The 21,727-nt window shown below is 51.4% G+C and carries 16 protein-coding genes; 8 read left to right on the top strand and 8 right to left on the bottom strand.

The window, feature by feature from the left end:
• Window positions 1-32 precede the first annotated feature (32 nt).
• Window positions 33-905: an AraC family transcriptional regulator gene (locus tag AABZ39_04780; GenBank protein ID MEK6794067.1), complete on the top strand. Its 873-nt coding sequence runs from the start codon at window positions 33-35 to the stop codon at window positions 903-905.
• Between the two features lie 392 nt (window positions 906-1,297).
• Here AABZ39_04780 and AABZ39_04775 read toward each other — a convergent pair whose 3' ends face one another.
• The gene (locus AABZ39_04775; protein ID MEK6794066.1) at window positions 1,298-2,149 is read right to left on the bottom strand and encodes an MBL fold metallo-hydrolase; all 852 of its coding nucleotides are present in this window, start codon (window positions 2,147-2,149) and stop codon (window positions 1,298-1,300) included.
• A 302-nt stretch (window positions 2,150-2,451) separates the two neighbouring features.
• On the opposite strand from AABZ39_04775, the gene AABZ39_04770 reads away from it, so the two are divergent.
• The 5 genes from AABZ39_04770 (at window position 2,452) to AABZ39_04750 (ending at window position 9,402) form a co-directional block, all read left to right on the top strand.
• Window positions 2,452-3,579, top strand: a complete 1,128-nt coding sequence (locus AABZ39_04770; GenBank protein MEK6794065.1) for a GntR family transcriptional regulator — start codon at window positions 2,452-2,454, stop codon at window positions 3,577-3,579.
• Entirely contained in the window at window positions 3,576-4,631 is a 1,056-nt protein-coding gene (locus AABZ39_04765; GenBank protein MEK6794064.1) for a hypothetical protein, read from the top strand. The genes AABZ39_04770 and AABZ39_04765 overlap by 4 nt, the downstream gene beginning before the upstream one ends.
• A 16-nt stretch (window positions 4,632-4,647) precedes the next feature.
• Window positions 4,648-7,848, top strand: a complete 3,201-nt coding sequence (locus tag AABZ39_04760; GenBank protein ID MEK6794063.1) for a sugar-binding protein — start codon at window positions 4,648-4,650, stop codon at window positions 7,846-7,848.
• A gap of 87 nt (window positions 7,849-7,935) precedes the next feature.
• Entirely contained in the window at window positions 7,936-8,937 is a 1,002-nt protein-coding gene (locus AABZ39_04755; GenBank protein MEK6794062.1) for a uroporphyrinogen decarboxylase family protein, read from the top strand.
• A 198-nt stretch (window positions 8,938-9,135) separates the two neighbouring features.
• Window positions 9,136-9,402, top strand: a complete 267-nt coding sequence (locus AABZ39_04750) for a hypothetical protein (GenBank protein MEK6794061.1) — start codon at window positions 9,136-9,138, stop codon at window positions 9,400-9,402.
• A 1,267-nt stretch (window positions 9,403-10,669) separates the two neighbouring features.
• Here AABZ39_04750 and AABZ39_04745 read toward each other — a convergent pair.
• Together AABZ39_04745 and AABZ39_04740 are read right to left on the bottom strand one after the other, a co-directional pair.
• The gene (locus tag AABZ39_04745) at window positions 10,670-10,990 is read right to left on the bottom strand and encodes a type II toxin-antitoxin system PemK/MazF family toxin (protein ID MEK6794060.1); all 321 of its coding nucleotides are present in this window, start codon (window positions 10,988-10,990) and stop codon (window positions 10,670-10,672) included.
• The gene (locus AABZ39_04740) at window positions 10,990-11,574 is read right to left on the bottom strand and encodes a hypothetical protein (protein ID MEK6794059.1); all 585 of its coding nucleotides are present in this window, start codon (window positions 11,572-11,574) and stop codon (window positions 10,990-10,992) included. The genes AABZ39_04745 and AABZ39_04740 overlap by 1 nt, the downstream gene beginning before the upstream one ends.
• Window positions 11,575-11,848: 274 nt before the next feature.
• Between AABZ39_04740 and nhaD the strand changes: the two genes are divergently transcribed.
• Complete coding sequence (gene nhaD / locus AABZ39_04735) at window positions 11,849-13,117, top strand: sodium:proton antiporter NhaD (protein ID MEK6794058.1); 1,269 nt, start codon at window positions 11,849-11,851, stop codon at window positions 13,115-13,117.
• Between the two features lie 18 nt (window positions 13,118-13,135).
• On the opposite strand, the gene AABZ39_04730 is transcribed toward nhaD, so the two are convergent.
• The 3 genes from AABZ39_04730 to AABZ39_04720 are packed head-to-tail and all read right to left on the bottom strand — an operon-like array spanning window position 13,136 to window position 17,241.
• Window positions 13,136-15,130 carry a glycoside hydrolase family 36 protein gene (locus AABZ39_04730; GenBank protein MEK6794057.1) on the bottom strand — a complete coding sequence of 665 codons (1,995 nt, stop codon included), beginning with the start codon at window positions 15,128-15,130 and terminating at the stop codon, window positions 13,136-13,138.
• 20 nt (window positions 15,131-15,150) lie between these two features.
• Window positions 15,151-16,320: a glycosyltransferase gene (locus AABZ39_04725; GenBank protein MEK6794056.1), complete on the bottom strand. Its 1,170-nt coding sequence runs from the start codon at window positions 16,318-16,320 to the stop codon at window positions 15,151-15,153.
• Between the two features lie 24 nt (window positions 16,321-16,344).
• A complete protein-coding gene (locus tag AABZ39_04720; GenBank protein ID MEK6794055.1) occupies window positions 16,345-17,241 on the bottom strand; it encodes a CPBP family intramembrane glutamic endopeptidase in 897 nt (298 codons plus the stop codon).
• A gap of 174 nt (window positions 17,242-17,415) precedes the next feature.
• On the opposite strand from AABZ39_04720, the gene ilvB reads away from it, so the two are divergent.
• The gene (gene ilvB / locus AABZ39_04715; GenBank protein ID MEK6794054.1) at window positions 17,416-19,152 is read left to right on the top strand and encodes a biosynthetic-type acetolactate synthase large subunit; all 1,737 of its coding nucleotides are present in this window, start codon (window positions 17,416-17,418) and stop codon (window positions 19,150-19,152) included.
• Between the two features lie 6 nt (window positions 19,153-19,158).
• Here the strand turns inward: ilvB and AABZ39_04710 are convergent, their stop codons facing one another.
• Complete coding sequence (locus tag AABZ39_04710) at window positions 19,159-20,013, bottom strand: thiamine pyrophosphate-dependent enzyme (GenBank protein MEK6794053.1); 855 nt, start codon at window positions 20,011-20,013, stop codon at window positions 19,159-19,161.
• Window positions 20,010-21,707, bottom strand: coding sequence for a 2-oxoacid:acceptor oxidoreductase subunit alpha (locus AABZ39_04705; protein MEK6794052.1), 1,698 nt, complete (start codon window positions 21,705-21,707; stop codon window positions 20,010-20,012). The genes AABZ39_04710 and AABZ39_04705 overlap by 4 nt, the downstream gene beginning before the upstream one ends.
• Window positions 21,708-21,727: the final 20 nt, after the last annotated feature.

Here is a 21,727-nt window from a genome sequence, read left to right as displayed (position 1 = left end):
ACAAATCGGCCATATAATAGCATAATCGGGTCATGGAGAAAAATCCGCGTCACTATCAGTTCCGGCTGTGGAACCGCAACCCGTTCCACCTTATCGTCTCATCGACGACGCTTAATACTGATTTCAGGCCGCATACGCACAGCGCATCCGAGCTTGTCCTCTGCGCATCAGGCCGCGCCACGCACATCATCGACGGCACGGCGCATCGCATGAGCACGGGCGACGTCTGTGTGATAAAGCCGGGCATGCATCACGCGTTCTCAGGAGCGAAAAATTTCTTCCATTACAACGTAGGCTTCCTTTCCGATATGCTCGCCTCTTCCGGCGACGACATCAAACGCGAGGCAGGGTATCATGCGCTTTTTCTCAGCAGCGATGCCGCTTCCGAAATCGCGGAGAGCATGATGCTCACACTTTCCGCAGGCGATCTTTCCGGCGCACGCGTCCTGCTCGATGCGATCATGAAGGAATGCACCGGCAAGCACACCGCATTCGAAACGGCCGTGCGCGGGCTGTTCCTTGAATTCGTCGTACTTCTTGTGCGCGGGTACTCAAAGCGCGGCGGCAGCGCTACACCGCTTTCGCAGATATCCTATATTGCCGGATATCTGGAAACGAATTACCGCGAACAGATACCGCTTGATACGCTCGCGGAAAAATGTGGTCTTTCACGCCGTCATTTCTCACGGCTGTTCAGGAACATGTACCGCAAGAGCCCGATGGAGTATCTTATGGATGCGCGCATCCGCGAGGCGATAAAACTCCTTGCATCCGGCGAACACAGCATCACCGAGGCGGCGCTTGAAACGGGTTTCGATGACAGTAATTACTTCAGCCGCGCTTTCAGGAAGGTCACCGGCGTAAGTCCGCGTGCATACCGCGATTCAATAACAGCGAAACGCTAGCGTCCGTCTACGCCTTTCCGTATATCGCGATGATCGCGCCTATATATGCCCGATGCAGCGTACCGCTCTTGTACATACTCGGGACCTCGTCTTTGTGCACAAAACAATTCGTATCCATATCCTGGACATACATTTTCCTAACATCATAATGATCGAAGCCTCAGCGAACGCAGTCGACCAATGATGAATACCGGCGAAAGTCCGGACTTTTCGCCTTATCACCGTCACGGCCGCTTTTTTAAAGGATAGTAGCTTTCATTGTTGCCCTTCACTTCTACCATGCAGTCATGTATACCACCCTCTGAATTCCTGTCAATTCACGCCGCATTTTCCTGGGCGACTCGTATATCGTGTTTGCATATAGTATTATCTGTGCGAGACAAATAAATATTTCAAAGTTCAGTTTCTGGCAATTCTATCTCCGCAGTTCCGTCCTTCATAATATAATTTTTATTTGTACACCCGAGTTGATCTATCCATCTGCGAGTGGTGACAGTCTGGAATACATCGGTATCAAAGCCTTTACCATAACGGTCATTATTCCATAGCCAATCCGGTGTCGGCCACAAGCAGATCTCAGGCAAAATAGCCCGGTAAACATCAATATCAACACCAGCTTGCCCATGATGAGCCATTTGGCAAACATCCGATTTCAACTTGTCCCCCCAGATTTTCAACAGTCTTCTGCCACCTTCTGCACCGAGGTCGCCAAGGAAAATAACTGTTTTTCCGCCAAGTGTCATTCTGATAACAACCGATGAATTATTAATAAAGTTATCTGTGATTTCGGTATCGGGTGTAAGCAAAACATCAAATTTTGCATTACCCACAATATAACATTCATTGATACTGACAATAGTTGCCTTATCTGCAAACTGGGGAAGCAAGGAGTAAAAGTTCTTTATCAGCGCCGCACCGGAAAGTTCAAACATTTCAATATTTTGCACAGATGGGAAATTGAAATAAACCTTCCCGATATTTATCTTGTCTTTTCGGTGTGATATAATTTCAATAAACGCTTGGATATGGTCATCGTGAACGTGACTCAGAAACCAGGCTGCTATATGCGGGCATTCTCGCCCTGATATTTTTTTAAGGTAGAAAAGAAGAGTTTCCGCATCATTATCCCATCCGCCGTCAATTACAATGAGCTGTCCATCATCTGTTGTAATTATATAGCTCATCGAAAACTGCTTTGTCCAGTCAGTTGCACTCGGCATAAGCTGATAGATTCTATTTTTCATACTGCTCATCCTGAAGTCAATAGCAATTCATATATATTTTAAGCTGTGTTAATTAAAAAAGAAAGACCTTCAGTATATTTTTCGGTGCCATGACATCATATTATCGTCCAAAGACCCCGCCGAAATATTTTAGTTTCTGCATATTTTTTTACCGATTTGCCTCAAGCAGGCGGCTTTTCATGTATTCAACTGATCATCTGCTAAACAATATAATGAGGACAAAATACGATTTTTGAGGTTTCCATAAATAATAATTGAGCTTGCTCTTGACAACTATACTAAAATATGTTACACTACATAGCATGATAAAATCAAAACCTCGACGGCTTGCATATCTTTTTGTTGCCGAAAAGATCGCCGAAAAGGTAAAGGCAGGTCGTTTTGCCCCGCATGAGAAATTACCGACCGAACGGGATCTGTGCGACGAATACGACGTGTCCCACATCACCGTGCGGCGGGCCATGCAGCATCTTGCGGACAAGGGACTGCTGGAAAGGAAAAGAGGGTCGGGGACATTCATTGCCGAAAAAACAACCCACGCAAGACGTGACGGTTATTCCGCGGATGAAATAATCGCCATTGTGGTTCCGGACATTCAGCATTCATTCTACGGTGGTATTTGTAGATCGATACTATCAGCAGCGGAGTCACGGGCAAAAACGGCTGTCATTGCAGCTGCCGATGCCAATATCGAACGTGAAGGGTTTTTGATAAACAAGTATATTGAACGGGGGATCAAAGATATCATAGTTTTCCCCTGGCGCAGTGATGCGAAATGGTATGAAGATCTCCCCGCGCAGATCCGCATTGTTTTTGTCGACGCAGCCCCTTCGTCTGAACGCATCCCCTGCGTCACCTCGGACGATGAAGCGGGGGCATTTGCGCTGACGAACTATCTCCTTTCCCTGGGGCATGAACGGATATTGTTCATCGATGGAGAACCGAAAGCAACGGCGCATGCACGCTGCCGAGGTTATTCACGGGCAGTGGGAAAGGCGAATGAGATGATACTTGCCGGCTCATTCCAATATGAGCGGGCGTTAAGTGCAATGCGGCGCTTTCTCACCGCTACAAGCGATATTCCTACTGCGATGATCGGCTGCAACGACACCTGTGCACTCGGGGTCATTGCTGCACTTGCCGAGCGTGGTATTCGGGTGCCGGACGATGTATCGGTGGCCGGTTACGGCAACACCGAACCCGGCCGCTACGCGGATCTGACCACCGTTGATCAAAAGACCGCAGGATACGGCGAGATGTGTTTCGCCGCTCTCGACACCTACCGAGAAGGAGCGCGGAGCATTTCTCTGACCAAACCCGAGCTTATTGTAAGAACGACGACCGCCGCACGACGCGCTGTCCCCCCAGCAAACGGCAACGGTAAATCCCGGGAGATAATATCGTCAAAAATTCAGGAGGTGTCTCGATGAAATACAGGAATGAACATAGAAAGAATTGTATGGTCCGCGATCTTCGAATATTTTTTGTCGCAGGACTAACGCTGGCAATGCTCCTGCCCATGACCGTGATGGGACAGAATTTCATACCCAATCCAGGATTTACCGGCGACACGAAGGGGTGGCAGCTCAACCCCGCTCAATGGATCTTCGACGAGACGGGCGGACGGAACGGTGGAGCGTGTGTGGCGGTGCAGAATACCAAACCAGACGGCGTGCGCATGCAATCTGATCCTGTCCAAATTGCAGCGAATACGTATTACCGTATGACGTTATGGTGTCGTTCAGAGGCAGTTGACACAACCTATGTGTCGGGCATTTTGTTTTATGCGGTGAATGGAACAATTCCAATCTTTGGCAACACTGCACTTACTGGAGAAAGCACGCAATGGTTTCCTATCACTCACTATTTCTTCAGCGGGGATACGAAAGAAGCGGCGATGAGTTTCGGCAGTCGATTTATGGAAGGAAAGGTATGGTTTGATGATGCCGAAATGGTTCCCGTGACTAGTGCGCAACTTCGGGAAAATCTCGTCCCCAATGCCGATTTTGAATACGGAGAGATAGGCAAATTCCCGATATCATGGACCGATCTGCTCCGCTGGCTAGGTGATAAACGCCCTCCGGTGAAGATATCACTTGCCGCTGCGGGGTTCATAAAGGGCGAAAAAAGTCTCATGCTTGATGGCTCTACGGTAGCGGCCGACGGTGAAGGCGGAGTGCAAAGCACATACGTTCCCGTGATGACGGGGAGCAATTATGTTCTTTCGGTATGGATAAAAGGCACAGCCGGCATTAGCGCACGGTTAATGGTCGATGGTTTCGTCGGCGGGCAGAAAGCGCATTGGTATCAGCAGAAATACGTTTCTGCGTCAGATACTTGGCATAAGGAAACGCTCGAAGTAAAAATCCCGGATGAAAGCGATGCAAAATACTTCATGCCGAATCGATTTGTACGGATTGACCTGAACCTCAAGGGCACTGGCATTGTATGGGCTGACGATGTAACATTTAAAATGAAATGAAATTAATGAGGTGAATATGCGCGCACTGACTATCACATTGGCGATACTGGCAATCATTTCGACGGTGTCGGCGAAGAACTTGATAAAAAATTCCGGCTTCGAGACCGGAACGGAGGGTTACGGCATTCAGCGTATGGTGCCGGCAGACAAAGAAGCGGTTGATACGCCGCTCGTACGACTTATCATCGACACGAATGAAAAGTACCAGGGGCGATGCAGCTTGCGCCTTGACAATAGCAACGGCGCCGCCCAGAAGTTGATGGTTCAAGAAGTCGCGTTGGAGGCAGGTAAAAAGTATACGTTTTCCATTTGGATGAAGACGTCAATTCCTGGAACAAAAGTGGCGCTCGACTTTCGAGGAGTGGATGGCAATTATCAGTACAATGGTGGCGGGCGTAGCTGCCTTGTCACTACCGACTGGGCAAACTATTCATTCTCACTTACGGTACCGAAGGGATATCGTTATTACCATTTGCAGCTGTTCTTTACTGGCGGCGCACTCCTGTGGCTCGATGGGCTGCAGATCGACGAAGGGAATAATACTGCCTATGAACCGCCCCCACTTGAGATGGGAGTAAGTCGCACATGTGCCCGCGCCTACACGTTCACAGCGAGCGAACCATACCCCGTACAAATGGTCGTTCGTAACAATAGCACAAGTTCTGCCACAGCGAAGGTGACATACAAGGTCGTCGATGACTACTTTGGAAATACGGTTAAGACGGGTGAAGAAACGATCACCGTGCCTGCGGAATCAACCATAGAAAAAATGATCGCGAACGTCTCGCCGCTGAAACGCGGATCTTTTGTCTTTACTGCAGAGCTGACGAGCGGCGGTGCAGTGGTTGATAAAAGTTCTTTTACCTACGCAGTTATCGATTCTGTCCGTACTGCGGAATTGACCGATGGTATTTCAATGTGCGGGCAGGGATTCTTGAGTCCATATGGTATGGGCTACAATGACGGTCAGTATTACAAACTCTACGGTAATTCGCTTAATGACTGGTTTGACTTTTTGGCGGAGTCGGGGGTGCGTCAAGTTCGCGATTGGGGAGGCGGTGGTAATCATATGCTCAACTGGCGGCGAATCGAGCCAGCCGAAGGGGCATATGATTGGACTATAGCCGATCGGTATCTTGACGAGGCGACGAAGCGTGGCATGAAGGTAGTGCCGTGTCTCGGTGACTGGTGGTGTATACAAAAACCCCTGGATAGCTGGGGGCAAGAATATTTTCCCGAGTGGGCAAAGTCACGAATGATATTTTCCGCAGGTACATATGCTCCCGAAGCCGCCAGGGGGGTTCTTATGTGTTCGACGCCGCCGGAGGAGTTGATCGACTGGCAACGCTTTGTAAAGGCATGTGTATCGCGGTACAAAGGGCGCATCACGCATTGGGAGATATTGAATGAGCCGAACGTAAGCATTACTCCGGAGTACTACGCTGCTTATCTCAAGATGATGAACCGCATCATCAAGGAAGCGGACCCGAACGCCCGCGTGGTGGGGTTTTGCGCTACTGGCGATCTTGGCGGGAATATGCTGAAATTCCTCGATGTATGCTTCAAACTTGGCACTCTTGACCACTGCGATGCTGTGTCGTTCCATCCATATGGCGCTGCACTCGATTGGACGGCGCCCATGTCGGCAGAAGCAAACAATATTGCTATGAGGGCACTGGTCAATAAATATGGGGGCGAGAAAAAGGAGTTATGGAACACTGAGTGTTTCTATTTGGCAAAACCGGTGAAAAATAACATGAGTGCGCAATCGCTTATGCAGGGACATGAGCTCGCGCGGCGCGTTTTGATCGATGCGGCTACTGGCGTGGTAAGATCGTTTAATCTCCCAAACGACTATCTTTTTCGTTGGGACCTTGCCCTAAATTATTTCCACAGTTTCGGATACTTGGGCGGTGACCTTATTCCAAGCCGCCTCTTCGTTATACAGAATACCTTGGCTCGCGAGTTTACCGGTGTGAAATTTATCAAACAGGTGACCACTTCCGGCAGGAATAAATTGTATCTGTATGAACGTTCGGCAGGGCCAATCGCAGCGGCATGGAGTTATGACCTCGATAATAAACCGAGTATGATAAAGCTGCCGAACGCCGGTGGTAAAATACGGCTCATTGATATCATGGGCAATACGATAGCTGTTCCGTCTGGCGCGGATGTCGTTATGGAGCTCAACAATACGCCGTTCTATATCGTTCCTGCGGGAATAGATAAGCAAGCGTTCGTAGCACTTATGGATGCTGCCTCGGTGCGTGGAAAAAATGCGCTTGAACTTTTTGCACAATATACGTTTCGTGGTGCAACGCCGTCGCTCGCATTCGAAGTAAAGAACACTACCCCCGAGGATATGACCTGTTTTATCAACGCACAAGTAAAGGGGGACGCACTTCGCCTGCCGGCAGGCGGGAAAGAGAAAACAATACCGGCATTTTCGGCAAAGACGTTCTATCTACCGCTTGAAGAAAAGGGCAGCTGGTCCCAGGCGAACGTTTCGCTCCAGGCAATGATCGGTGACAACATTATCGAAGTTCCAGCGGTAATTCAGTCAAAAATGTCTGCATCGTGTACCGCGCGCACGGGATCAATCGTACTCGACGGCACTGTCAATGCAGCGGAATGGGCCGGAGCTGCATCAATGATTCTTAATCGGCGTGAACAAATAATAGAAGGCAAAGCCGATAGCTGGAATGGTCCGGATGATTTTTCCGGTGTTGTATCAGCGACCTATGATGCGGATGCACTTTATGTCGCTATGGTCGTTAAGAAAGATGGCCCGCGCGGCGAGCGGCGCGATATTGAATCAGCATGGGATGGTGATGCGATGGAGCTGTTTATTGATACAGAGCCCGATAGTATGCTCGATACGCCGACGTTCACGAAGAATTGTTTTCAGATTCTCCTCGGCATGCCAACTAAAAAATTCCCGGGTGTCTTCTGCGTAAAGCGCGGCATGACGGATAAACAGATGAATCCGGCGAATATAACATCGGCAACCGCTACGACCGCTGGTGGATACGGTTTTGAAGTGCGCATCCCATGGAGCGAGATAAACGGGGGGCATCTCTCTGGCGGCGGAATCATCGGTTTTGATGTTGGCATCGATAATAATGTGAGCGATAAGAGGAAATGGCAGATGCTCTGGTGCGGAAAAAACGACAACTATAATAACCGTATGAATTATGGTCGGCTTATCATGCAGTAATGTCTCCATGTGTATGGAGTGTAAAATTTATATTGCGTATTATGGATTTATATCGATCGCCAGGTTAATCAAATCTCAGAGGGCACTATGACATATAAAGAAAGGACAACAATTGCATTACGACATGAACAACCCGACCGTACACCCTTCCATATCGATTTTACCATCCCGATGCGGGAGAAAATGGCGCATCATTTCAAAGATGAAAATTTCAGCGACAGCATCGGAAACCACTTGCATTACATACGCCCGGCGTATGACATGACTGAAGTGACGCCGGGCATCTTCCGGGATGAATACGGGACGATATGGGATCGCACTATTGATAGGGATATCGGCACGGTGAAAAATATCGTTATGAATGACACCGCAGATTTAGACAAATATGTTTTCCCTGATCCAAAAAAAAGCGGCAGATTTGATCATTACGACACGGCCATCCGCAACCACAAAGATTGTTTCATTCTGGCACGCGGAGGATTTAGCATTTTTGAGCGTGCCTGGATGTTGCGAGGAATGGAAAACCTGCTGTGCGACATGATAACAAATCCGGCATTCGTCGAGGAATTACTTGACAGGATCACCGATACACTTTTTGCCCTTATTGAGCTTGCCGCGAATCACACAATCGACGGAGTAATGTTCGGGGATGACTGGGGGCAGCAACAGGGACTAATCATGGGCCCAAATCTTTGGCGGAAGTTCATCAAACCAAGAATCGCAAAATTATACAGGAAAGTAAAGGAATCAGATAAAAAAGTATTTATCCACACCTGTGGAGATGTGGGAGAAATAATTCCTGATTTGATAGAAGTAGGGCTTGACTGTCTCAATCCATTCCAGCCTGAAGTATTTGATGTCAACAAAATTAAGAAGCAGTACGGCGATACGCTGTCTTTTTTCGGAGGAATGAGCATTCAAAATATTCTGCCATTCGGCACACCAGAGGAAGTGAAAGCGGGAACGAGGAAGTTAATCAAAGAAATAGGCCGTTCGGGGGGATATATTTGCTCTCCGGCCCATTATGTCCCTGGCGATGTGCCGGTAGATAACATGCTGGCAATGCTTGATGTCTTGCAGAATCAATAGCGTGCCTGTAAGAATTATCGAGCCTCAATAAATAGTGAAAACGGCGTGCGAGAGATCGCAAACTGCGTTGGAGGCATCGATTGGGACGGAAGTATATGCCACAAAAGAAGAGCAGGTACACGTGCTGAAAGATGTTGTGCAGGGGCGGAAATATAATGTATGCCATGACAGGCGCTGTATAATGACGGTGTCACCCTTGTGAAAAACAAAAAATTCCAGGAAGCTATCGACCACTGGCTGCAGATAAAACAGGATTCCGCGTTTATTGAAAAGGCGCAGTCATCGATCGTCCTTGCACAGAAATTACTTGATGAGGGTCGGCAGAAAAAACTGCAGGAGGATCGTGAGCGCAGGAAGGTCCTGTCCGGGATAAAGGAAAAATTCGTGAATACGATAGTGTTCTGGAGCGAATTTGCTGTCGGCGCGGCCAGTATTATACTTAAAGTGATAAGACCTTCGTTTTAGCCAGCCGTTCATAACCTCATATTACCGCTATCAATGCACCCCGTCAAGTCGCGGTCGAATCCGCGTCCATTTTTACCGCCTCTCCCGTCCGTCCATCTACCTTACGCCCACGCTCATTCTTCCACCTGCTGAATTTAGCTTGAATCGCAGTCGCCTCTGAACATTTACAACCTATAAGGACGCATCTCTCCTTACGCATGCGCGAACTCACTCTGGAGCCCCAGTCATCGACTGCTGCCTCATACCAGCGCTCCGTTTGATCAGCGTCGGTATCGGTCTCGCATACCTGATCAGCATTGCTGTCGCCGTTTTGCACGGCATCGTCAAATCCGTACATCGTGCCCTCTGCCTGCGAGGGTTCAAACAAGTCTACACCCACCCACCAGTCATCCACGATGGGCACGTATGTCAGCTCCGGCTCAGGCAACAGTCTCCTCGGCGGTGCGCGCGGCGTATCCACCGTCCACAGTCCCAGCGACTTCAGTATCCGCTGTATGGCATCTGCTTGCTTGGCATAGATGATATAAATAATGAATCTAAGGGAGCGTGCTACACGCGGCAGGGTGGGTAGCGCAGCGTAGTCTTAAGCGTAAGCGCCTCGACCTTTCGGTCGTTTGTGATATTGCACTACCTGCACCACTCATAGTATGCAACACAGAGCGCGCGCTGTTAAGTGCAAGCGGTAGTGCGGAGTACTGTGCGGCGATAGCGACACGGATGTCGCGTTACCCGAGGCGGACGATGAGCCGAGGGCGACCTGACTGCGCGGAAGGTCGTCGCCGTCGACACCCCCTCTGGAATAGGTTTCCTCATGATGCGCAAGAAAGGCATTCTGAAAGAATGGCGTCATAATACTCTTCTGGGGTAAATAAGGGAAGGTGGTAGCTGAGCGGAACGATAGTGGAGTCGAAGCGCAGGAGGAAACCGAACCTGTAGGGGGTCGATGCGGGCAGTGCTTCCTATCCTGATTCTCAATAAAAATGTTGTCCGTATATTGCCCATGATGTAGTAGATAGAGCAAGCATTGACAACGTAAACCAACATTCACCCATGTTCGTGATGAAATATGCTTGCAATATTCGCTAATCTTAAGCAATATTGAGTGTGCTTAAAACAACATTGAGCAACACGTCATATCGATTGCACAGGATGTGCTTAGTCGATGCGAGCCACGCGTGCGCCTTTGGCGCAGCCAGGCGGCAAAGCCGCTACGGGAGGGCGATTTGCATCGACCGGATCACAGGATTACACGAGCGATGAAATCCGGTTAGTTCTTTATGAAATCGACAACTTTTTCTATGACAGCATCCACATCGATCTGTTTTATTTGACCGATTGCGCGATCGACAAGGCTTTCATGGAGAGTAAATATCGTGTCGCAACGGACATACGAATCAAATGCAAGATAGCCGTTGCTGAATGACGCATTCGTGATTTTATGGGTGTAACGCATATCATGATGCGCCTGCTTCGTGATCGGCAATAAAGTATAATCCTCTCCGTGCTTTCTTATCGAGAACGCGGGGCGCTTTTTTGCATTTGCATGATCCGTAAACGGATAGTTCACAACAACAACTTCACCTTTCACTATAAATCCCTCCACGCCTCGTCCTCTATGTTATTATCCCATATTTTTTTTAATGACTTGTCGGAGGAATTCGATATCGCAATAGAATCAATAGCTTCATAATTAATCACAAGGGGCGCCAGTAATTTCAACTTCGATTTAATTATTTTATACACGCCTGAATAATCAGATGGATATTTTATTGCATTAGTTATTGACTCGAATATTTTAATAAAAGCGAACGCTGAAAGTAAAACTAATGTTTCATATTTTCGCGGCGCACCCTTTTTTACACGGGAAATTCTAAGCGCAGATTTTTCATCGGAAAACAAGTCGATTTTCTCTGCAATTTTCACCACTTGGTGTGAAGACAAATGCATTATTTCCGCGAACGTGTATGGGGGATATTTACATTGAATGTATGGTATAATGTCTTTTAATTGTTTGTACTGAATCTGCAAGTCCTCGTTCTCGGCTGAAAGGTGCCCGATTAATTCACTGAGTTCCTTGTTGTTTTCCTGAAGAGCCTCAACGATTTCTGATAACTCTTGGATTTCTTGTTCTTTTGAAATTACATTCGACTTTATTAAACGTTCTGTAGTCATGATGAAATAGTAACCTCTTTTGACATTTTGTCAATATTCAGCTTTACGTGCTTTGCACATGTAAATGATATTTTCTGTAAAACAATAAACGCTCCCCTTTCCCTTCTCAGAGGGGAAAGGGGCTGGGGGTTAGGGGTGCGTTGGCATAGCCAATAAAATCTTGTGAATCCGGGAATCCGGGTAAATCTCCTATCCCTTCACACGGACAAAAATAATATTGACATATCACATGTTATGCCGTATACGTAGACTACTTTATTATCATGAGGCGTCAATGATATTCGTAATGATCGCCATATTCATCGCCGGGTATACGCTCATCGCTCTCGAGCATACGCTGAAGGTGAACAAGGCTGCGAGCGCGCTTGCAGCGGGAATACTGGCATGGACAGTATACGTCCTCTGGCAGCCGGATAAACATGAGGTCATTCTCTCGCTCAAGGAGCATTTCGAGGGAATAGCAGAGATACTGTTCTTCCTGCTCGGGGCTATGACCATCGTCGAACTCATCGATGCACATGGCGGGTTCGAGGTCATCACAAGCCGTATCCGTACACGCAACAAACGAACGCTCCTTTGGATAATCGCGAGCATCACGTTCTTTCTCTCAGCGGTGCTCGACAATCTCACTACCGCCATCGTCATGGTCTCCCTCGTGCAGAAGATATTGTCCGACAGGAATGACCGGCTTACCTTCGCCGGCATGATAGTCATTGCGGCGAATGCCGGCGGGGCATGGTCCCCCATCGGCGACGTTACGACGACCATGCTCTGGATAGGCGGGAATATAACAACGCTGCCGACGATACAGCATAATATCCTCCCCTCGATCGCGTGTCTTCTCGTTCCACTCATAGCAGCATCGTTCTTTGTCCGCGGGCGTATCGCAGCGAACGATGCGGGCGTGGTCTCGCGCGAGAAGAACGTCGTGTTCTTCCTCGGCCTCGGGGTACTGCTTTTCACACCGGTGTTCAAAACGGTCACCCATCTTCCGCCGTTCATCGGCATCCTCTTCGGGCTCTCCGTCCTGTGGATAGCGACCGAAATAATGCATCGGGGGAAAGATAACGAATCGCGAAAGAAATTCTCGGTAGCCAATGCGCTTCAGCGGATAGACAGCGCGAGCGTCCTTTTCTTTCTCGGTATACTGCTCTGCGTAGCGGCGCTCGAAGCGAACGGCTCCCTTGCAGAACTGTCGAAATTCCTGTCGGCAGCGATAGGCAATGATGTTATCATCATCTCCGTCATCGGGCTGCTTTCAGCCGTCGTCGATAATGTACCGCTCGTGGCGGCGGTCATGGGGATGTACCCGCTTTCACTGCACGGCACGGACAGCTTTTTCTGGCAATTCCTCACCTACTGCGCGGGCACCGGGGGCAGTATCCTTATCATCGGATCGGCGGCAGGTGTGGCGGCGATGAGCATCGAGAAGATCGATTTTTTCTGGTATCTGAAAAGAATAGGCGCACTCGCGTTCATCGGCTATATCGCGGGGATAGCCGTTTTCCTGATTCAGATGACGCTCATGCATGGACAGATGTAACATCACGCAGTCAGAGCCCTATCGGGAAATCGGTATTATCTCGTACAACTGCGATGCATGATGCTTCACGCGCGGCGGGACTATCGTGCCGTTGGACAATGGGAATTCCATATCGCCGGTCCATACGTTCTTCAATGCCTTTATCGGAGGAAGCACCGCGGTGCCGCGTGCGGAAATGGTGAACGTACGCTCGCCCGATGAGAAATTGAAGAGACCGATATAGCCGGACGTGTTATATATCATCTCCGGTATCTCTTTTTCCATGTAATCGAGCGGTATCGTCTCCCCGCGGTAGCATTTCGCGGCGACAGCAAGTATCGTGGGTATCCTGTCGATGATGCGCGGCGGCAGCTCCTCAAAATTATCGCTGAAGAAAAGCGAGCCGCCGGAAATGAGCACCGCGTTCACATGGCTCGTCCGTTCATGCCGGGTGAGCTTGGTACGATGTTCGCGGAGCATGAGACAGTCGGGGTCGTTCACCCAGAGCCGCTTGTTCATGAAGCAGCGCACGAAGGTATTGCGTATGGAATTGCGCACCCCGTACATGGCGGCCGTCTGCAGAATGGAACCGGCTATCTCCATCCAATACGGCGCGGTATCGGGGCCCACGCGCATCGAGTCGACAAGGCCTATGCCCGGCGACAGCGGCATGCCGCAGCCGGAAAGGGTGACCGAATTGCCGGCGGCTTTTTTGATGAGCTCCATGCCGTGCTTGAGCGCCTCCGGCCGCGAGAGCTTCAGGTTCATGTGATTCCCGCCGCGGACGCATGCGGCGAACATGAAATCGAGTTTGAGGTACGAGAACCCCCACTCCTTCGTATAGGTGCGAATGACCTGCGTGATGTAATCCTCGACAAGGGGGTGCGTTACATCGAGGCTGTAATAGAATTTCCCCGGCCATGTCGGATTATATCCGGCGACTATGGGTTTGCCGAATTCGGTGCGGAGCAGGAATTCGGGATAGAAACGCGCGAGGTCGGATGTCTTATCCGCAACGAACGGCGCCGTCCATATACCCGGCGTGAATCCCGCCGAGCGTATCGCCCCCGCAAGCTCGCCCATTTTCCCCGTGAACGCGGGCTTCAATGCGAACCAGTCTCCGACAATCTTCATATACCCGTCGTCTATCTGAATGATGTCGAGAGGGATATTGAACTTCTTGATGATGGAAAGGTTCTTATAGATGACCTCGGGCGTGATATTATTGAAATAATAGTACCAGCTGCTCCATCCGGTGTAGCTTTTTTTCGGCGGCTTATATCCCATGGATCTTTTGATATAATCGAAATACCGCTGCTGAAGGGATATCTTCTCCCCTTTCGCGAGTATTATCTCATCGAGCGCAACGGTCTGCCCGGGCTGCAGCATCTTCCTCCCGAAGTCGAATATGACCTCGAAGTGGCTTTTCTTCGTTCGCGGGTACAGATGGAGCTTGATATAGAAGAGCTGATCGAAGCGCCCCGCCTGCCCCACCAGGAACGCCGCATCGTTCGATGAATCTGCGATTATCGAGTACATCTCGCTTGAGAATATGCCCGGCGTATGGGACGGAAGATTGGACAGGTTGCCCGATATGCTCGACACGATATGGAGCCAGGGACGAAGCGGCCTGTCCTTGATGCGATAGCTCCTCGCCGTGGACCATGACTGATAACCGTTACGAAGGAACGATATGTTCTTCGGCAGGAAATTCTTAAGGAAATTATCGATGCCGTTCTCCGCGGGAAAGATGAGCCGTGTTATCCGCAGGGACTGGCGGGAGACATTGGTGAGAGAAAGCGAGAGCGCGGACCCGGAAGCATCGAGGTTCTTCCAGACGCCGGTAAGCGAGATATGCTCATTGCTGAACGACAGGTCCCTGCGCGCGGGCGATGCGTTCGCCGAGAGGGGGAACCGTTTGCGCTCGGTGCCGAATTTCAGTTCAACGGCGGGCGCGGAAACAAGATCGCGCCAGTTGATGTCATAATGGCGTGACGTATCGCCGTTCATCGGTTTCCCGTTCTTGCGTTTCATGATCCCCCGCTGCCGGCGCGTTACGATATCCGTCCGGGATATGCATCGATGACACGGCGATAGAACGACTCAACAGCGACGGTGTGCCCCTCCGCCGAGAATTTCGAAGCAAAGGCCGCGCTTTTCTTCGAGTATGCCAGAAGACGTTCGTCATCAACGATAAGGTCCATGACCACGCGCGTCATCTCCTCTTCGCTCGGAACAAGATGACCGTTCTCTCCCTCGATTATCTGATCGAGATAGCTGTCGTCCCGACGGGCGACGAGCGGCAGCCCGCAGATGAGGCTTTCGATAACGGTCATCGGATGCACTTCGGAAAGCGAAGCGGTCACGTAGAGCGAAGCGATGGAATAGATGGCGAATATCTCCTTCCAGGTCACAAAGCCGGGGAACATGACACGGCCGTGGAGCTTTTCATGATCGACACGGTGCTTGAGCGTATGCAGATCGCCCCCGTCGCCCACGAACGCCATCTTCACGTTCGCATGCTTCTTAAGCACCGGCAGCATCGCATCGAGGAGCGCCACGACGCGTTTTTCCGGACCGATGCGCCCGACGAAGAGCATGAGCTTTTCCCCGTCCTTAAGCCCGTACCGCGCGCGGGCATCGCGTATGAATTCGGGCGTCACCACGGATGAACGGAACTTCGACGTATCGATGCCGTTGGGTATCACCTCGATGGGCATGTCCGGCACGATATCGAGCACGTACTTTTTCGCCTTTATCGAAGGCGCGATTATCGCCGCGCAGGGGGCGAGCCGTACTTTATACATCCGTTTGATGCGCTCGTAGTTCAAAAATCCGCCGGGTATGTAATGGACATAGTCATGCCACATCGTATGGAACGTATGGATTATCGGTATGCCGAGTTTCCGTGCTGCGCTTCGCGCGGACTCATCGAGCAGGAATTCCGTGTGCGAATGAATGAGCTCGACGCCGACGGAACGCATCCGCCTCGTCGCCATGCCGAAGAGATCGAGCCCTAATCCATAGCTTTGCTTTCCTAAGGAGAACGGCAGCGTCGGGAGACGAAGCACGTTCGGCTCCTTCCCTTTATGCCCATGATACCGGACCGTAACGACATGGACTTCATGCCCGCGCTTTTCCAGACCGTCCTTGAGCTGCGCAATGGCGGTGACGACGCCGTTGATAATAGGGATATAGCAATCCGAGAACATCGCGACCTTCATGAGATCTCCTTATTATAGAGCGGCCTATCGTGCATATAATTGACCGAATGCGTAGAGCTCGATGAGCGCATGCATGATGACCGCAAATCGAAGCGTCCGGAATTCATCGACCAATATCTGGAACCATATCGCCCCGGCGAACGAAATGATGAAACCTGCCGCACCGCGGGGCATGCCCTCGCCGAAGAACGCGTGATAAAGCGCCCAGGCCAGCGCCGGCAGGAGGATGCCGATGAGCCATGACCCGCTCACCGATCGTATCGCCCGCGGCATTATCCATCGGAACGGGAGCTCATTGAGCACGGCCACCAGTATCGATAATATGATGAGGAAGGGCCAGATGCGCATGAGCGGTTCGCCCGTCACCGGCTTCATCCACGTACGGACGATGAGCATGATGAGGATGAGCATGGTAAGCACGAAGAGCACGGTAATGATGCTGCGCCTGACACGGCTCGTTCGCTCGAACGGCGCAAAAGCAAGTACGCGGGCCACACCGTCACGCGGGGACGATGAGCGCACGGAGAGCACGGGGAATATCGGCAGCAAGGCGAGACAATAGAGGGCTATCTCAACGGAAAAATGGAGCGCATCGAAGGTCAATTTTGATGGAAGGTCGGATGCGAGTTTCGGGAAAACGACAGGACCGACGACTGAAAGCAGGAGCGATGTCGCGGAATCGGCCGCGAAAATAATGAACACGGCGGCAAGCGGACGGCTTTCCTTCCTCACATAACAGAGCACGAACGCGAATAGAGCGGCGATCATCGTGAAATAATACGCCATGGACGGCTTCGGATATGCCGACACGAAGGTCCCGGGGGACGCCGCATACGAGAGGAACCACACCGCGGTGACCGCAGCATATGCGAGCGAGCAGAATATGATACCGCCCGTTCTTTGTGATATACGAATGCTCATAATGGGTGGATAGTATAGCCGCAAGTACCCGTACTGTCAATGGTTTCCGGCCGGAATCGGGCCGCTCTTCGCGGGAATTCGCGTCGGTCCGTACTGCGTTTGACGTTTATCGCGTTTTATTATACAGTATCTGCGCTGCGCTTTGAGCGCGGCAAATGCAAGCGAGGTCGCGGCATGAAGAAGATGCTTGGCTCTGAAATGATAATCGAGGCGTTGCGTCGCGAGGGCGTGGAATATCTGTTCGGCTATCAGGGAGGACAGGTCATTCCCATTTTCGATGCGCTCGCGAAGCAGAAGGATGTACGCGTCATCATACCGCGTCATGAGCAGGCTGCGGCGCATGCTGCCGACGGCTATGCACGATCGAGCGGCAAGGTGGGCGTGTGCCTCGCCACGAGCGGTCCCGGCGCCACCAATCTCGTCACTGGTCTCGCTACCGCCTATATGGATTCCGTACCCATGGTCGCGATAACCGGTCAGGTGCCGACCAGCCTTATCGGCAACGATGCGTTCCAGGAAGCCGATATCATCGGGATAACGAGATCGATAACCAATCATAATTTCCTCGTCAAGACCATCGAGGACCTTCCGCGCATTCTGAAAGAGGCGTTCTATATCGCACGTACCGGGAGACCCGGACCGGTTCTCGTTGATATGCCGTCGAACATAGTGAAAACCTCCCATGCGATGGAATATCCTGAGACCGTGGATATCCGGAGCTACAAGCCGACCTACAAAGGGCATCCCCGTCAGATAAAACAGGCCGCGAAGATGATAATGGAATCCAAGCGGCCGGTGCTCCTCGTCGGCGCAGGCATCATATCCTCAGGTGCTTCGGATGAGCTGAGAGCGTTCGTCAAAAAGACCGGCATCCCGGTGACGACGACGCTCCTTGCCATGGGCGTCTATCCCATGCAGGAAGAGCTTTTTCTCGGTATGCCGGGCATGCACGGGCTCTATGCGGCGAATCACGCGCTCACAGAAAGCGATCTTATCATGTCGATCGGTGCACGCTTCGACGACCGCGTTACCGGTAAGCTCGAAAGCTTCGCCCCGCATTCGAAGATAATCCATATCGATATCGATCCCACCTCGGTGGATAAAAGCGTCGCCGTCGACCTCCCGATAATCGGCGATGCGAAGAATGTCCTCACGGAGCTCATCGCCGATGTATCGCATTGCGGCATCGACGAATGGCGGACAAGGGTGCTTGCGTGGAAGCGCGACAACCCGCTCCGCTATGACCGCGACAGCAGCGAGATAAAGCCGCAGTACGTCATAGAAACGCTTTCTTCAGTATTCGGTAAGGACGCTTTTGTCGCCACCGATGTCGGCCAGCATCAGATGTGGACGGCGCAATTCTATCAATTCAGCGAACCCCGGCGCTTCCTTACCTCCGGCGGTCTCGGCACCATGGGATTCGGCCTCCCCGCGGCCATCGGTGCGCAATTCGCCAATCCTGGGAAGAAGACCATCGTCGTCACCGGCGACGGCAGCATACAGATGAACATTCAGGAGCTTGCCACCGTCGCGCATTACGATCTGCCGGTGAAGATAATAATACTCAACAATCATTATCTCGGCATGGTCCGGCAGTGGCAGGAATTGTTCTTCGATAAAGTGTACTCGGCAACGTGCCTCCGCAGGGAAGCGTCGTGCGCACCGGACTGCAATCACCCGTCGGACAAATGCCCGGTCTATATACCGAATTTCATCAAGCTTGCGGACGCGTACGGCATACCGGGTGAATGCGTAACGAAGAAGGGCGATGTGAAAGCGGCGATAGACAAAGCGTTCTCGCACAACGGACCGTTCATGCTCGACATACACGTCTCGGAAGAAGAGAATGTCATGCCGATGGTCCCCGCGGGACAGCCGATCAATCAAATGCTCACGCACGGCCTCGCGTAGAGAATTTCATCCGCCGCGATATCCGTCGAGTATCGCGTCTATCCGCTCTGCGGTGGCAGTTCTCTGGAACAGCGGTCGCTTATCTGTCCGATAACATGATAATTCCGCTTCGAATACCGGCTTTTCGTGCTGATAGAAAACCCCGAGCGGCAGCCGCTCCGTTTCCAAGGAACGCCTGAACGCCGCGATGCGGTCGCTCGTGTCATGACCTTCGAGATAATAGGTGTTGTCCTTGTACCACTTGAACGTGTTCACTTTGTTGAATGAAACACACGCCTGAAATACATCGACAAGCGCGAAGCCCTGATGTGCTATCGCGCGTTTGAACATCTCCTTCGTCTCTTCCTTGTCGCCGGCATTGGCACGCGCTACGAACGAACAGTCAAGCGATATCGCCACCGCAAGGGGATTGAACGGCTCATTGAACACGCCGTTGACCTGCACCGGTGTGACCATCGACTTCATCGTCGTAGGGGACGCCTGCCCCTTCGTGAGCCCGTATATCATATTGTCATGAACGATGACGGTGATATTCGGGTTCCTGCGTATCGTGTGAATAAAATGATTGCCGCCCTCGCCGTACATATCGCCGTCGCCGCTCTCAACGACGACCGTAAGCGATGGGTTCGCGGCTTTTATTGCGGTAGCCGGCGGGAGCGCTCGTCCGTGAAGGCCGTTGAAATAATGGACGTCCATATATTGGGGCGATTTCGCGGCCTGCCCGATGCCCGACACCATGACGAAATTCTTCCGGTCGATCGATAATTCTCCGAGGGCGCTGTCGAGCATATCGCGTATGGGATAATTCCCGCAGCCGGGGCACCAGGCGATATCGATGTTCTCTTTTTTATAGGACATCATCGTTTTCCCCGTTTTTTCGTCACGCGCTGTATCGATGCCATGACTTCCTCTACTGAGAACGGCAGGCCGTTATATTTCAACACCGCATCATCGGCACGTCTTCCGGTCTCCCGATGTATAAGCGATGCGAACTGACCGGTGGCATTCCCTTCGATCACGACAAACTTTTTCGCCGCATCGATGATACGTTTGGCTGTCACCGGGAACGGGAATATCTGCGGGCAATGGAGATACGCCGTCTTTCCATCGTCGATGCCCGTGAGTGCTTCGCGCACCATCTCCTTCGTGGAGCCCCATCCGACGATGAGCGTGCTGTGTTTTTTCGGACCGATCAATACGGCAGGAAGCTCGTCTTTTTTCATGGCCTTGAACTTTGAAAGACGCTTCTGCACCGTGTCATTGCGGACATCCAGGTCTTCGGTGATCCGTCCGTCCTCATCGTGTTCATCCGAATCAACACGCACTATCCCCTCGCCATATCCGGGTATCCCGCGCGGGGAAATCCCGCTTTTTGTGAGAGCGAATCGGCGATACGATGAATCAGTTCGCAGCACGCATGACGACGGCGTCCGAGCAGTATCGGGCTTGGGAATATTGTAGTACGTGTCTACAAGATATTGATCGGACAGTATGAACACCGGCACCTGATATCGGTCCGCAAGATCGAACGCCGTTCTCGATAATTCGTACGCTTCGGCGGTATCTCCCGGTGCCAGAATAATGCGCGGGAATTCCCCGTGTCCGGCATGGAGCACGAGATCAAGATCGCCCTGTTCGGTGCGTGTCGGAAGCCCGGTGGCAGGACCCGGGCGCTGTGAGACAAGGATCACCGCCGGGCTTTCTATCATGCCCGCGAGGCTTACCGCTTCCGTCATGAGCGCGAATCCGCCGCCCGATGTCGTCGTCATTGCGCGCGCACCGGCATACCATGCGCCGAGCACCATGTTCAGCGCACCTACCTCATCCTCTATCTGTTCTACGATGATGTCATTCGTCTTCGACAGTCCCGCGAGCGCGGTCAACACGCCCGATGACGGCGTCATAGGATATGCTGAAACGAAATTGCATCCGCCGGCAACGGCCCCGACAGCAATGGCATCGGTGCCGCTCAGGATGATATCATCAGCAACGGAACTATCAGGCTTGATCGATATGCGTATCGTTTTCGATAATTCTCTGCCTGCTGCATATCCTTTGGCACCCGCTGCCACATTCGCGGATACGACATGTTCATCCTTGCCATGGAACGACGCGCGTATCGTCCGTTCGAGAATTGATTCATCGATCGACAACAGGCCTGCACACATGCCTGCCGCTACGGTGTTCGCATATAATGAATTGCCGGCTTCTCGGGCAATATCGCTGAACGGGACATCGATGATCCCGGGATACCGATCGTTCTTTTCACCGATGATGACGGTTCGCTTGGAAATGCGTTTTGCCAGATGCGTCGTCGTCTCACCGGTCAGCGGGATAAGGATATCGATGCGCTGGGTATACGCAGAGACTCGTTCTGACGCAATACGGATACTTGTCGAGTTCACGCCGCCGCGGACGCGCGACATATATTCCTTCGTCGCGAAGATGTGCATATGCGCATTCTTTACGAGCGACACGACGATCTTCTCAATGGACGCTATCCCCTGCCCCGCCTCGCCGGCAAGCACGATCGAGATATCATCCGTAAAATTCACAATATTTATTCCTTAAATAG

This window comes from Spirochaetota bacterium (genome assembly GCA_038043445.1).
GTDB lineage: Bacteria > Spirochaetota > Brachyspiria > Brachyspirales > JACRPF01 > JBBTBY01.
Note: the sequence above shows the minus strand (reverse complement) of the source record. Positions and strands in the feature narration are given on the sequence as shown.

Bases quoted from the DNA above. Each gene is read 5' to 3' on its own strand.
- AABZ39_04755 (MEK6794062.1), top strand. From the start codon at position 7,936: ATGACATATAAAGAAAGGACAACAATTGCATTACGACATGAACAACCC.
- AABZ39_04770 (MEK6794065.1), top strand. From the start codon at position 2,452: ATGATAAAATCAAAACCTCGACGGCTTGCATATCTTTTTGTTGCCGAA.
- AABZ39_04780 (MEK6794067.1), top strand. From the start codon at position 33: ATGGAGAAAAATCCGCGTCACTATCAGTTCCGGCTGTGGAACCGCAAC.
- AABZ39_04775 (MEK6794066.1), bottom strand. From the start codon at position 2,149: ATGAAAAATAGAATCTATCAGCTTATGCCGAGTGCAACTGACTGGACA.
- AABZ39_04760 (MEK6794063.1), top strand. From the start codon at position 4,648: ATGCGCGCACTGACTATCACATTGGCGATACTGGCAATCATTTCGACG.
- AABZ39_04740 (MEK6794059.1), bottom strand. From the start codon at position 11,574: ATGACTACAGAACGTTTAATAAAGTCGAATGTAATTTCAAAAGAACAA.
- nhaD (MEK6794058.1), top strand. From the start codon at position 11,849: ATGATATTCGTAATGATCGCCATATTCATCGCCGGGTATACGCTCATC.
- AABZ39_04725 (MEK6794056.1), bottom strand. From the start codon at position 16,320: ATGAAGGTCGCGATGTTCTCGGATTGCTATATCCCTATTATCAACGGC.
- AABZ39_04765 (MEK6794064.1), top strand. From the start codon at position 3,576: ATGAAATACAGGAATGAACATAGAAAGAATTGTATGGTCCGCGATCTT.
- AABZ39_04730 (MEK6794057.1), bottom strand. From the start codon at position 15,130: ATGAAACGCAAGAACGGGAAACCGATGAACGGCGATACGTCACGCCAT.
- AABZ39_04710 (MEK6794053.1), bottom strand. From the start codon at position 20,013: ATGATGTCCTATAAAAAAGAGAACATCGATATCGCCTGGTGCCCCGGC.
- ilvB (MEK6794054.1), top strand. From the start codon at position 17,416: ATGAAGAAGATGCTTGGCTCTGAAATGATAATCGAGGCGTTGCGTCGC.
- AABZ39_04720 (MEK6794055.1), bottom strand. From the start codon at position 17,241: ATGAGCATTCGTATATCACAAAGAACGGGCGGTATCATATTCTGCTCG.